We start from the raw sequence: 12,425 nt of genomic DNA on the forward strand, positions 1-12,425 counted from the left end.
CGGCGTGCCTGCACGCCGGCCCGGCGGACCACCGGGGCGCGGATCGCCGGGGACCGGGGCGCCCTCACCGCAGCAACAGGTCCACCACGCCCGTCAGGTCCTCGTCACCGCTCCCGACGTCGAGCCGACGGCGCATCAGCTCGAAGTAGGGCCGGAGCAGTTCCGGGCTGACGCCCTGCCCCTCGGCCGTGGCCAGGAACGTCGGCGTGCCGGCCACCTGCATGGCGAGGGGGGAGGCCACGTCCGTGGTGAGGTCGCCGCTCTTGAGGCGGTCGGCGGTCTGCAGGACGTACGGGTCCGCCATCGCCGAGAGGTAGCCGGAGAGCAGCGGGGCGAACGCCACGGGGTCGATGTCCTCCCGGCGGATCAGCGCGAAGGCGTGCGCCGCCCCTGCGAACATCCCGTACATGCCGCTGAGCAGCGCCACGTCGTGCAGGGCGGCGAAGCCGGCGTCCTCGCCGACGTACTCGGTCCCGGCCGGGACGGCGAGGGCGGCCCGGTGGAGCTCGAACAGCTCCCGCGAGCCGCTGTAGAAGACGTAACCGCCGGCCTCGGGGACCCCGATCATCGGCGGGACGGCCATGATGCCGCCGTCCAGGTGGCGGGCGCCCCGCTCCTCGGCCCACGCGGCCCGGGCGCGGGCCTGGGCGGGAGTCGTGGTGGTGAGGTCGACGAGGTCCTTGCCCGCCAGGTCGACGCCGTTCAGGACGGCGCCCACGGAGTCGTCGTCGAGGAGGCAGACCACGACGAGGTCGCCCGCCGCGACGGCCGCGGCCGCGCTGTCCGCGACCTCCGCCCCCTCGGCGGCGAGCGCCTCGGCGCGGGCCGGGGTGCGGTTCCAGACGGTGAGCGGATGCCCGGCGGCGAGCCAGGTGCGGGCCAGGGCGCTGCCCATGGAGCCGAGGCCGAGAAGGGTGACGGGGGTCTTCGGAGGCGTGTTCGCTGTCATGTCCGAAAGGCTGCTGCACGCTTCTGACCTGCTCAAGTACCCACTTGGAAGTGGGTGGTTACCCTGGGGTGAGCGAACAGGTCAGAGGGGCGGGACGCATGGCGACACTGAACCGGCCGGCAGCCGGGGCCGGGCACGTCTGTGGCATCGACACCGCGATGGAGGTGATCGGCGGCAAGTGGAAGGTGCTCATCCTCTGGGCGCTCCACGAACGGCCGCGCCGCCGCTTCGGCGAACTCCGGCGCCTCGTCCCGGGCATCACCGAGAAGGTCCTCGCCTCCCACCTGCGCGAGCTGGAGGCGGACGGCATCGTCGACCGCGTCTCCTACGACGAAGTCCCGCCCCGCGTCGAGTACGCCCTCACCCCGTCCGGCATCCGCCTCAACGAGGCTCTGGAGCCCCTGGCGGCGTGGGGGAGGGACCGGGCCGGGGCCCGAGCGACCGCCTGAGCCGCTGACGGCCCCTGCCGTGACCCCGTCCCGCGAAAGCGCCCGCCCGGACGGTGCCGGGAGGGGCGCTCACCGCTCCCGCAGGGCCTCCAGCTGGTTCAGGAACCAGCGCTGCGGGGGCTGGGAGGTGGACGTGGCCGCCAGGCGTTCGGTGCGGTCCGCGCGTTCGGACGGGGGCATCGTGAGGGCCGCGTGCAGGGCCTCGGCCGTCTCCGAGACGTCGAAGGGGTTCACCGTGAGCGCGTCCTCGCGGAGCTCCTCGTGGGCGCCCGCCTCGCGGGACAGGACCAGGGCGCAGCCCGCCTCCGAGACGACCGGTATCTCCTTCGCGACCAGGTTCATGCCGTCGCGCACCGGGTTCACCAGGGCCACGTCCGCGAGCCGGTAGGCGGCCAGGGAGCGGGTGAAGTCGTCCTTCACCGAGACCAGGACCGGCTGCCAGTCCGCCGTGCCGAACTCGGCGTTGATCTCCTCCGCCAGCTCCTTCACCGCCGCCGTGTACGACCGGTAGGAGTCGAGGTCCTGGCGGGAGGGGTACGCCGAGGCCAGGTGGACCACCCGCTCGCGCCACTCCGGACGGACGGTGAGGAGCTCGCGGTAGGCCAGCAGGCCGCGCAGGATGTTCTTCGACAGCTCCGTGCGGTCGACCCTGACGATGCTCTTGCGGTCGCCGATCTCCGCGCGGAGCTCCGCCAGGCGCTCGTCCACCTCCGGCCGGTGCGCCAGCGCCCGCAGCTCCTCGCCGTCCACGCCCAGGGGGTGTGCCGCGACCCGGGTGCGCCCGAGGTCGCCCGCGCACTCCTCGAACGCCGACGCCCAGGCCCTGGTGTGGAAGCCCAACCGGTCCGCGCCGAGCATGCCCCGCAGGAGCTCCTCGCGGATGTCGGCCGGGAGCATGCGGAGGTACGGAGGGGAGGCCCAGGGCGTGTGCGTGAAGTGCGCGATGCGCAGGTCCGGGCGCAGCTCGCGGAGGCGGCCCGGGACGAGGGCCAGGTGGTAGTCCTGGACCAGGACCGCCGCGCCCTCCGCCGCCTCCGCGGCCAGCGCCTCGGCGAAGGCGTGGTTGTAGGCGCGGTACGACTCCCAGCGGCGGCGGAACTCCGCGTCGAAGACCGGCTCGCGCGGGATGTCGTACAGGTGGTGGTGGAGGAACCACAGCACCGAGTTCGCGATGCCGTTGTACGCGTCGGCGTAGACGGACGGGTCGATGTCCAGCATCCGCACGCCCGGTTCGGCGACGCCCCGCCGGACCGCCTCCCGGTCGCCCTCGCCGAGCGCCGCGCACACCCAGAGACTGTCCTGGGAGCCGATGGCACTCAGGCCCGAGACCAGGCCGCCGCCGCCCCTTCGGGCGTCGAGCGAGCCGTCCTCGCCGAGTGCGTACGAGACGGGGCCCCGGTTGGAGGCGACGAGCACAGTAGCCATGGGGCGAACCTAGCCCGTCCCGTAAACGCTCAAACGTACGTATACGAGACAGGCTGATCCGGCCACGCTCCGTCACCGCGGATCGATGCCGCCGATCGATCGCCGCGGATCGTCGCCGCCGATCGATCGCGGGTGCCCCGTCCCGTCTCATGCCACGCGGCGCTGCGCGTACTCCGTGATCTCGGCCATCGGGGGGCGCTCCTCCGTGTCCACCGCGTACGTGCGCGGCTCGAAGCCCTGCCGGCCCCGCTCGAACTGCGTCAGCCTCGGCCGCACCAGGTGGCCCCGCGAGAGCCGCAGCTGCGCCGTCCGGTAGATCGCCGCCGCCATCCGGCCCAGCGCCTGCCCGTCCTGGTGCCGGTGCTTGCGCACCCCCACGTCCACCTGTGCGAGCGCGTCCAGGCCCACCGTGTGCAGGGCGTCCACGAGCAGTCCCAGCTCCACTCCGTAACCGACGGGGAACGGCAGCCGTTCGAGCAGGGAGCGCCGTGCCGCGTACTCGCCGCCCAGCGGCTGCACGAAGCCCGCCAGCCGGGGCCAGTGCAGGTTGAGCAGCGGACGGGCCACCAGCTCCGTGACCCGACCGCCCTGACCGGGAGTGTCTCCGAACGGGCGGTCGTACATCGCCTTCACGAAGTCCACGTCCGGATCGGTGAGCAGCGGGCCCACGATCCCCGTCACGAAGTCCGCCGAGAAGTCCCGCAGGTCCGCGTCGACGAAGCACACCACGTCCCCGCTCGTCACCATCAGCGACCGCCACAGGACCTCGCCCTTGCCGGGCACGGTCGGTATCCGGGGGAGTATCGAGTCCCGCGCGACCACCCGCGCCCCGGCCGCCGCCGCCACCTCCGCCGTGCGGTCCGTGGAGCCCGAGTCGATCACCACCAGCTCGTCGACGAGCGGCACCGCCTCCGTCATCAGCTCGCGACGGATCACGGCGACGATGTCCCCGACCGTCGCCTCCTCGTTCAGCGCCGGCAGGACGACGCTGACCTTCGTGTTCCGCTTGGCGGCGAGGATCCGCTCCAGCGGTCGGTCCGCCACGGACCAGGACCGCCGGTCCAGCCAGCGCTCCACCTCTTCCAGCACGTGATCTCCATCTCGCGGTTCGGACGGCCGGTTCAAGCGTCCGGGCCTTCGGTTACAGTCTTGAACAACGCGGATGCCCGATGCACGTCGGGGTGCCGACCGCGTCGGAGCGCAGGAACGAAAGTCCACCGCGCTTCACAATCGAATACCGCTCATCCAGAGGGGCAGAGGGAAACGGCCCGTTGAAGCCCCGGCAACCCTCCAGTCGGTTACCACTCGTCCTCCAGCGAGGTCCCCGGCTAGGGAAGGTGCCAAATCCGTCTCATGGCGAAAAATTCGCCATTGGGAAAGATGAGGAGAAAGGGCCTCGCCTCCATGGCTGTACAGACCGTTACCCCCACCACCGTCGACCTCGGTCCCGCGTCCGGGCTCTCCTGTCGCGAATGCGGTGAAGTCTTCCCGCTCGGTCCGATCTTCGCCTGTGAACTCTGCTTCGGACCGCTCGAAGTCGCGTACGACCTCCCCACCGGTGACCCCGAGGCGCTGCGCAAGCAGATCGAGGCCGGTCCCGCCAACATCTGGCGCTACGCCCCGCTGCTGCCCGTCCCGGCCGACGTCGCCGAGAAGCCGAACCTGAACCCCGGCTGGACCAAGCTCGTCCGGACCGACAACCTCGCCCGCGAGATCGGCGTCGCCCCCGGCAAGCTCTTCGTCAAGGACGACTCCGGCAACCCGACCCACTCCTTCAAGGACCGGGTCGTCGCCCAGGCCCTCGAAGCCGCCCGGGCCTTCGGCTTCACCACGCTCTCCTGCTCCTCCACCGGCAACCTGGCCGGCGCCGTCGGCGCCGCCGCCGCCCGTGCCGGCTTCCGCTCCTGCGTGTTCATCCCGCACGACCTGGAGCAGGGCAAGGTCGTCATGGCGGGTGTCTACGGCGGTGACCTCGTCGCCATCGAGGGCAACTACGACGACGTCAACCGCTTCTGCTCGGAGCTCATCGGCGACCCGCTCGGCGAGGGCTGGGGCTTCGTGAACGTCAACCTCCGCCCGTACTACGGCGAGGGCTCCAAGACGCTCGCGTACGAGATCTGCGAGCAGCTCGGCTGGGTCGTCCCCGACCAGCTCGTCATCCCGATCGCCTCCGGCTCCCAGCTCACGAAGATCGACAAGGGCCTCCAGGAGCTCATCAAGCTGGGCCTCGTCGAGGACAAGCCGTACAAGATCTTCGGTGCCCAGGCCGAGGGCTGCTCCCCGGTCTCCGCCGCCTTCAAGGCCGGGCACGACGTCGTCCGGCCGCAGAAGCCGAACACCATCGCCAAGTCGCTCGCCATCGGCAACCCGGCCGACGGCCCCTACGTCCTCGACATCGCCCGCCGGACCGGTGGCGCCGTGGAGGACGTGAACGACGAGCAGGTCGTGGACGCGATCAAGCTCCTCGCGCAGACCGAGGGCATCTTCGCGGAGACCGCGGGCGGCGTGACCGTCGGCGTGACGAAGAAGCTCGTCGAGGCGGGTCTGATCGACCCGGACCTCACCACCGTCGTCCTCAACACCGGCGACGGACTCAAGACCCTGGACGCGGTGGCCGACACCTCTCAGGCGACCGCCACCATCCGCCCGAGCCTGGACGCGTTCCGCGACGCCGGCCTGGCGCTCTGAAAGGTTGAAGAAGACATGGCCGTGAACGTCCGCATCCCCACCATCCTCCGCACCTACACGGGCGGGCAGTCCGAGGTCCAGGCCGAGGGCGCGACCCTCGCCGAGGTCATCGCGGACCTGGAGAAGAACCACACGGGCATCGCCGCCCGCGTCCTGGACGACCAGGGCAAGCTGCGCCGTTTCGTCAACGTCTACGTGAACGACGACGACGTGCGCTTCGAGCAGGGTCTGGAGACGGCCACCCCGGCCGGCGCGGGCGTCTCGATCATTCCGGCCGTCGCCGGAGGCTGACCGCCGAGCGCGGTGCCGGCGGCTGCTGAGCCCCTTGCCTTACCAGTCAGTACGAATTGCCCCTTCCGCGCGATAAGCGGAAGGGGCAATTCTGCATGGTTGAGCGCGGTAGAGTTGGGGAAGTCCCCTCCGCTGCCCATGCCGGGCGCATATGAGAATGCGTCTCCGCACGACAAGAAGCAGCCAAAGTGTGTGCGCGTTGTGTACCTTCTGCGCGCTTTGCCGGGCCCGACTTGCCCCGTGATCCTGGGGATCCTCCCCAATTCCCCTTTCCGCCGCGCCCAGAATTCTCGGTCGAATGACCTGTTGCAGAGGGCAGTTGGGCAGATACATTCAGCCGCGGTCGACGCGTTCCGGCGCAGAGGTCTGACCCGGGTCCGCGAAGTGCGGGTCCCGCGCAAGGGCCAGTAATAGGGGAGTTAGGCATGGCTCAGGGCACCGTCAAGTGGTTCAACGCGGAGAAGGGCTACGGCTTCATCGCGGTAGACGGTGGTGCGGATGTTTTCGTCCACTACAGCGCGATCCAGATGGATGGCTACCGCAGCCTCGAAGAGGGCCAGCGGGTCGAGTTCGAGATCTCGCAGGGCCAGAAGGGTCCGCAGGCGGACATGGTCAAGCTCGCCGTCTGAGCGCGGCGCGATCGGCCACCGACGACGCAACGCCGTCGAGGGGTCCGCATCCCCGAGGGGATGCGGACCCCTCGTGCGTTCCCGCCCCTCCCGATCGACCTCCCGAAACTCGAGAGTCGCTTGCACTCTCCTAGGGCGAGTGCTAATCATTGGCGTTAGCACTCGGAAGGTGAGAGTGCTACGAGGATCGGGCAGACGAGGCCGCCGGCCGGGTGGGGCAAGGAACCACGCGGAGTCGCGGAGGCCGTCCGTCGCGGGCGTCGGCGCGGTCCTGGAGCGTTATCCACCCCATGTCCGGGAGGACCACTTCACATGGCCAAGATCATCGCGTTCGACGAGGAGGCCCGGCGCGGTCTCGAGCGCGGCATGAACCAGCTCGCTGACGCCGTCAAGGTCACCCTCGGCCCCAAGGGCCGCAACGTCGTCCTCGAGAAGAAGTGGGGTGCCCCCACGATCACCAACGATGGTGTCTCCATCGCCAAGGAGATCGAGCTCGAGGACCCGTACGAGAAGATCGGCGCCGAGCTGGTCAAGGAAGTCGCCAAGAAGACGGACGACGTCGCCGGCGACGGTACGACCACCGCCACCGTCCTCGCCCAGGCACTCGTCCGCGAGGGCCTCCGCAACGTCGCCGCCGGTGCCAACCCGATGGCCCTCAAGCGCGGCATCGAGAAGGCCGTCGAGGCCGTCTCCGGCGCCCTGCTCGAGCAGGCGAAGGATGTCGAGACCAAGGAGCAGATCGCTTCCACGGCCTCCATCTCCGCCGCCGACACCCAGATCGGCGAGCTCATCGCCGAGGCGATGGACAAGGTCGGCAAGGAAGGCGTCATCACCGTCGAGGAGTCCCAGACCTTCGGTCTGGAGCTGGAGCTCACCGAGGGCATGCGCTTCGACAAGGGCTACATCTCGGCGTACTTCGCCACCGACATGGAGCGCATGGAGGCGTCGCTCGACGACCCCTACCTCCTGATCGTCAACTCCAAGATCTCCTCCGTGAAGGACCTCCTTCCGCTCCTGGAGAAGGTCATGCAGTCGGGCAAGCCGCTGCTGATCATCGCCGAGGACGTCGAGGGCGAGGCCCTGTCGACCCTGGTCGTCAACAAGATCCGCGGCACCTTCAAGTCCGTCGCGGTCAAGGCTCCGGGCTTCGGCGACCGCCGCAAGGCCATGCTGAACGACATCGCCATCCTCACGGGCGGCACGGTCATCTCCGAGGAGGTCGGCCTCAAGCTCGAGAACGCGGGCCTGGACCTGCTGGGCCGCGCCCGCAAGGTCGTCATCACCAAGGACGAGACCACCATCGTCGACGGTGCCGGTGACAGCGACCAGGTCGCCGGTCGCGTGAACCAGATCCGCGCCGAGATCGAGAACTCCGACTCGGACTACGACCGCGAGAAGCTCCAGGAGCGCCTCGCGAAGCTGGCCGGCGGCGTGGCCGTCATCAAGGCCGGTGCCGCGACCGAGGTCGAGCTCAAGGAGCGCAAGCACCGCATCGAGGACGCCGTTCGCAACGCGAAGGCGGCCGTCGAGGAGGGCATCGTCGCCGGCGGTGGCGTGGCCCTGCTCCAGGCGTCGAACGTCTTCGAGAAGCTCGAGGCCGACCTGTCGGGCGACGAGGCCACGGGTGCGAACATCGTCAAGCTGGCCCTCGAGGCCCCGCTGAAGCAGATCGCCGTCAACGCCGGCCTCGAGGGCGGCGTCGTGGCGGAGAAGGTCCGCAACCTGCCCGTCGGCCACGGCCTGAACGCCGCGACCAACGAGTACGTCGACCTCATCGCCGAGGGCATCATCGACCCGGCGAAGGTCACGCGCTCCGCGCTGCAGAACGCCGCGTCGATCGCCGCGCTGTTCCTCACCACCGAGGCCGTCATCGCCGACAAGCCGGAGAAGGCCGCCGCGCCGGCCGGCGGCGGCATGCCGGGCGGTGACATGGACTTCTGATCCTGACGGATCGGCAGTTCGTCGCTGGACGCGAACGAGGGCGGCACCCCCTGGTGGGGGTGCCGCCCTCGGGCGTTCCGTCCGGCGTGCGGGATCAGCGCACGTCGACGTAGTCCCCGACCGAGGCCGGGGAGTTGAAGTGCCGGTAGTCGCCGAAGCAGTGGATCCGCCAGCTGCCGTCGGCGCCCGCCTTCGCCTTCAGGGAGACCTTGCCGGCGGAGGTGGAACGGCCGGAGAGCACGGTCTTCCAGACCGTCGAGCCCTTCGGCTTGAACTGCAGGACCACCGGCGCGTTCCCGTACGCCCGCCAGGCGCCGTCCCAGTGGTGCTGGAGTCCGCCGGTGACGGTCACGTACCCGCCCTTGGCGACCGGCTCGGGGCCTGCGTTCAGGGAGACGATCCGGGTGTCGTTGCGGGCGAGCCGGAACGAGCCGGAGCCGGACTCGGCGAACCGGTCGCTGGTCAGGTGCCGGACGCGGTACCAGCCGCCGCGACTCGCGGCGGAGAGCGTGAACGTGTTGTAGTACGACGATTCCACGTTCGCCGTCGCGATCTTCTTCCAGCCGCCGTCGACGGACTGCTCCAGCTGGAGGTACTGCGTCGTCGGGAAGGACGCGTCCCGCTCGTACGTGGCGCGGAAGGTGCCGGTGACCGTGACCCGGCCGTCGGCGGAGAGGCCGATGGACGTGAGGTCCGTGCGGGATTCCAGGGGGATGGCCAGCGCCCCGTAGACCGGGTCGAAGTTCAGGTACCGGTCCGGGGAGTCGACCGTCCAGCCGCCCGCCTCCCCGCCCGAGGCGGCGACGAGCCGTGCGCTGAAGCGGCCGTCCGCACCCGTGAGCACGGTCACGGGCGTGCCGATCCCGTACTGGGGGGCGCCGAGGCGCACACGGACCGGCTCGTTCGCGACCGGCGCGTTCCCGGCCGTCGGGTCGGTCATCCGGCCGCTGATGGTGACGGTCGTGCCGTTGAGCGCCCGCTTCTTGTCGGAGGCGGCCGTGACGGTCACCTTGCGCGGCGCCCACTCGTAGACGCTGTGCCACGTCTCGACGGAGCCGTGGACCTCGGTGCTGTCCTCCGAGAACGTCGCCCGGACGTTGCTGTAGCCACCGATGTCCGCGCTGGTGATCGGGTACGGCTCGCCGGTGAACCCGCCGGTCGCGTCGGTGACGGCCTGCGCCGTCGGGGCTTCCCTCGGGAACAGCCGGTAGGAGACCGAGCGGCCCGCCAGCGGCACCGCGTCCCCGGACCCGGGCTGGATTCCGACGAGGGTGCCGGCGGGGCGGGTGTTGCGGTCGGCGTAGGAGGGCTTGCTGAGGGTGAAGGCGGGGATCGCCGGGCGCAGCCGGAAGTCGAGCTGCCCGGCGTCGGGGCGGGTGAGCTTGTTGCCGAGCGAGTCGGTGGCGGTGACGTCGATGGCGTACGTCCCGAGGGACGGGAGGGTGCCGCCGTCCTCGACGAGCTTCAGCGTGGCCTCGGCGGGCAGCCGGAAGGTGTGGGCGTACCTCGGGTCCGCGGCGTGGTCCGCGGTGAGCGCCGGGACGGTGGCGACGACGGTGTCGCCCTGCCGGATCCGCGCCGAGACGGCGGTGATCCTGGCCTGCGGGGCGTCGGACCAGGCGGTCACCGTGAAGGTGCCGCGCTGGGTGTCGTCGGTGACCGCTCGGCCGATGCCGACGGCCGGGGCGTCCTCGGCGAGGGCGGGGGCGGTCGACGCGGCCAGGGCCACGGCCGCGACGGCCGCTGTCAGGGAGAGGCGGAGGTCAGCGCGCATCGATGTACTTCGCATTCGTCTCGCTGTAGAAGTGGCTGCCCGTGGTGTTGAGGTAGAGCGCCCAGGAGCCGTCGCCGTAGGCGGTGGCGCGGTAGCTGAAGTTGCCGCTGGTGTTGGTGGTGATGCTCTTGGTCACCCAGTACCACTGGTTCTCGCCCTTGGGCTTGTAGACCAGGGTCAGCTTGGCTCCGGCGAGCGGCTTCCAGGCGCTGCCGACCTTGCGCTGGACGGTGCCGGAGACGGTCATCTTGCCGTTCACCGAGGGCCGGGTGGGGCTGACGGTGAAGGCGGAGAAGCGGGTGGAGGTGCGGGCCCGCTTCAGGGACGTGCCGGTCTTGGCGACCAGCTCGTTCGTCTCCGGGTGGTGGACTCGGTACAGCGCGCTCTCGTAGCCCTGGGCGACGAGGGTGTAGCCGCAGTAGTCGTCGGCCCCGCCGGAGCGGAGGGTGCGCCAGGTGTGTCCGCCGTCCAGGGAGGCCTGGAGCTGTACGGGCTGCCCGTAGGCGCAGTAGCCGGTGCCGATCCTGCCCTTGGCGGTGACGGTCCGGTACTCGTCGAGGGTGATCGCGTACGAGGAGTACGAGAACTGCTGCGGGACGGCGACGTCCGCCTTGTCGTACACGTGGTTGCCGCCCTGGAAGTACGCCGAGGGCCGCAGGGTCGTGTAGACGAAGTCGGTGCTGTACTCGGCCCGCGCGGCGAAGGTGAAGGTGCCGGTGGCGGAGGCGGCGGCGCCGCCGAGCACGTTCACCGCCGACCGGTCGTAGTACCCCGGTTCCCTGCCGGTCGCGACGACGGGGGCGCCCGCGAAGGGCTTCCAGGTGTCGTCCACGTACCGCTCCACGTGGCCGGTGACCTGGACGTTCGTACCGGCGAGGACGCGGTACCGGTTCAGGTCGGAGCTGATGCGGTAGACGAGCTGCTCGATGCCCAGGCGCGGGACGGAGACCTGGTCGTCCGGGTCGTTTCCGGTGCCGGTGGTGACCACGGTCGCGGAGCCGCCGCTGACTTCGGCGTTCGGGGTCAGGGGCACGGAGAAGGTGCCGTCCGCGAGTGTCGTGGCCGTGGTGGTCGTGGTGCGGCTGTCGCCGTCGTACAGGTTCAGCGTCAGCTGCACCTTGGTGCCCTCGGGGGCGGTGGTGCGGGCTCCGGTGGCCGGGTTCCACAGGGTGGTCCGGCCGGAGAGCACGGCCTGTCGCCGGTCGTAGCTGGTGGTCTCGCGGTCCCAGGACAGGTCGGTGACGCCGACGTGCGGACGGTGGGCGTAGGTGCCGGTCCACTGCTTGGTGGTCTCGCCGGGCAGTCGGTACTCGACGCGGACCGGGTAGTCCCCGAGGGCCGTGCCCTCGGGGAGGACGACCGGCGCTTCGGTCGTCCAGCCGGCGAACTCCGAGGTGAGCGCCTCCGTGGAGGCGAGGACGGGGGCGTCCGGGGCGGCGGAGGCCAGCACGCTGACCTTGACCCAGAGCGCGTTAGAGGGCAGCAGCAGACGGTAGCGCCCGTCGTCCAGCGTGCTGCCGGTGGTGCCCGTCCAGTCCGCGTGCGCGGCCGGGGCGTGGATGACGGCGGGTACGGCGATACCCGCCGAGAGAGCGAAGACGGCGGCCGCACGGACGAAGGCGTGCGGAAGCCTGCGCGTTGAGCGCGGCAAAGGGACCCCCCACAGGTCTGAGATCGCGGCCACGCCCTCAGCCGGGCGGCCGCGTGGCAGAACTTTAGCGCTCACCTGTTGAACATGTTCATTCGCTTTGCGGAAGTGCCGGGGTGATCCTGGAATGGCCTCCTTGTGAAGGGAGATCACGATGGTCACCCTCCTGACGACGCCGGCCGACCGCGAACTGGTCGTCACCCGCACCTTCGACGCTCCGCCGGCCCGCGTCTGGGAGGCCTGGACGCGGCCCGAGCACGTGCGGGAGTGGTACGGGCCGGCCGGGCTGACCACGTCCGTCGTCGACATCGACCTGCGGGCGGGCGGCGCCTGGCGCTGGGGCCAGACCGGGCCGGACGGCCAGGAGATCGTCTTCTCCGGCACGTACGAGGACGTCGTCCCGGCGGAGCGGCTCGACTACACGGAGGTCTTCGAGCAGATGCCGGACGCCGGGCCCGTCCGCGTCACCCTCACCTTCGACGCCACCCCCGACGGCGGCACGGCCCTGACCAGCGCCTCCTTCTGGCCCTCGAACGAGATCCGGGACCAGGCGCTGGCGGCGGGCATGGAGGCGGGGGTGAGGGAGCAGTACGACCGGCTGGCGGAGCACCTGGAGGGGATGGGGTGAGTC

At 70.7% G+C, this 12,425-nt stretch carries 11 protein-coding genes and 1 riboswitch; of the genes, 6 read left to right on the forward strand and 5 right to left on the reverse strand.

Annotated features, from left to right (window positions below):
- Positions 1–64 precede the first annotated feature (64 nt).
- Positions 65–949, reverse strand: coding sequence for an NAD(P)-dependent oxidoreductase (locus tag ACZ66Z_RS33645; RefSeq protein WP_469939512.1), 885 nt, complete (start codon positions 947–949; stop codon positions 65–67).
- A gap of 98 nt (positions 950–1,047) precedes the next feature.
- Here ACZ66Z_RS33645 and ACZ66Z_RS33650 point away from each other — a divergent pair, with 98 nt between their 5' ends.
- A complete protein-coding gene (locus ACZ66Z_RS33650; protein WP_469939514.1) occupies positions 1,048–1,398 on the forward strand; it encodes a winged helix-turn-helix transcriptional regulator in 351 nt (116 codons plus the stop codon).
- Between the two features lie 69 nt (positions 1,399–1,467).
- On the opposite strand, the gene ACZ66Z_RS33655 is transcribed toward ACZ66Z_RS33650, so the two are convergent.
- Both ACZ66Z_RS33655 and ACZ66Z_RS33660 read right to left on the reverse strand, forming a co-directional pair.
- Positions 1,468–2,823, reverse strand: coding sequence for an alpha,alpha-trehalose-phosphate synthase (UDP-forming) (locus ACZ66Z_RS33655; RefSeq protein ID WP_469939516.1), 1,356 nt, complete (start codon positions 2,821–2,823; stop codon positions 1,468–1,470).
- Between the two features lie 147 nt (positions 2,824–2,970).
- Positions 2,971–3,912, reverse strand: coding sequence for a glucosyl-3-phosphoglycerate synthase (locus ACZ66Z_RS33660; RefSeq protein WP_469939517.1), 942 nt, complete (start codon positions 3,910–3,912; stop codon positions 2,971–2,973).
- Positions 3,913–4,061: 149 nt separating this feature from the next.
- A riboswitch (SAM riboswitch) is annotated at positions 4,062–4,210 on the forward strand.
- Between ACZ66Z_RS33660 and thrC the strand changes: the two genes are divergently transcribed.
- The 4 genes from thrC (at position 4,204) to groL (ending at position 8,372) form a co-directional block, all read left to right on the forward strand.
- Positions 4,204–5,511 (forward strand): threonine synthase, encoded by a 1,308-nt coding sequence (gene thrC / locus ACZ66Z_RS33665; protein ID WP_469939519.1) that lies wholly within the window; start codon positions 4,204–4,206, stop codon positions 5,509–5,511. Its footprint overlaps the riboswitch before it by 7 nt.
- 15 nt (positions 5,512–5,526) lie before the next feature.
- Positions 5,527–5,802, forward strand: a complete 276-nt coding sequence (locus tag ACZ66Z_RS33670; RefSeq protein ID WP_055642141.1) for a MoaD/ThiS family protein — start codon at positions 5,527–5,529, stop codon at positions 5,800–5,802.
- Between the two features lie 425 nt (positions 5,803–6,227).
- Complete coding sequence (locus tag ACZ66Z_RS33675) at positions 6,228–6,431, forward strand: cold-shock protein (RefSeq protein ID WP_015035246.1); 204 nt, start codon at positions 6,228–6,230, stop codon at positions 6,429–6,431.
- Between the two features lie 312 nt (positions 6,432–6,743).
- Entirely contained in the window at positions 6,744–8,372 is a 1,629-nt protein-coding gene (gene groL / locus ACZ66Z_RS33680) for a chaperonin GroEL (RefSeq protein ID WP_030693129.1), read from the forward strand.
- Positions 8,373–8,466: 94 nt separating this feature from the next.
- On the opposite strand, the gene ACZ66Z_RS33685 is transcribed toward groL, so the two are convergent.
- Both ACZ66Z_RS33685 and ACZ66Z_RS33690 read right to left on the reverse strand, forming a co-directional pair.
- A complete protein-coding gene (locus ACZ66Z_RS33685; protein ID WP_469939521.1) occupies positions 8,467–10,146 on the reverse strand; it encodes a hypothetical protein in 1,680 nt (559 codons plus the stop codon).
- Positions 10,136–11,797 carry a hypothetical protein gene (locus ACZ66Z_RS33690; RefSeq protein WP_469939522.1) on the reverse strand — a complete coding sequence of 554 codons (1,662 nt, stop codon included), beginning with the start codon at positions 11,795–11,797 and terminating at the stop codon, positions 10,136–10,138. Before ACZ66Z_RS33690 ends, ACZ66Z_RS33685 begins: the two co-directional genes overlap by 11 nt.
- A gap of 151 nt (positions 11,798–11,948) precedes the next feature.
- Between ACZ66Z_RS33690 and ACZ66Z_RS33695 the strand changes: the two genes are divergently transcribed.
- Entirely contained in the window at positions 11,949–12,422 is a 474-nt protein-coding gene (locus ACZ66Z_RS33695) for an SRPBCC domain-containing protein (protein ID WP_469939523.1), read from the forward strand.
- Positions 12,423–12,425: the final 3 nt, after the last annotated feature.

It is taken from the genome of Streptomyces sp. NPDC107498, from assembly GCF_055582805.1.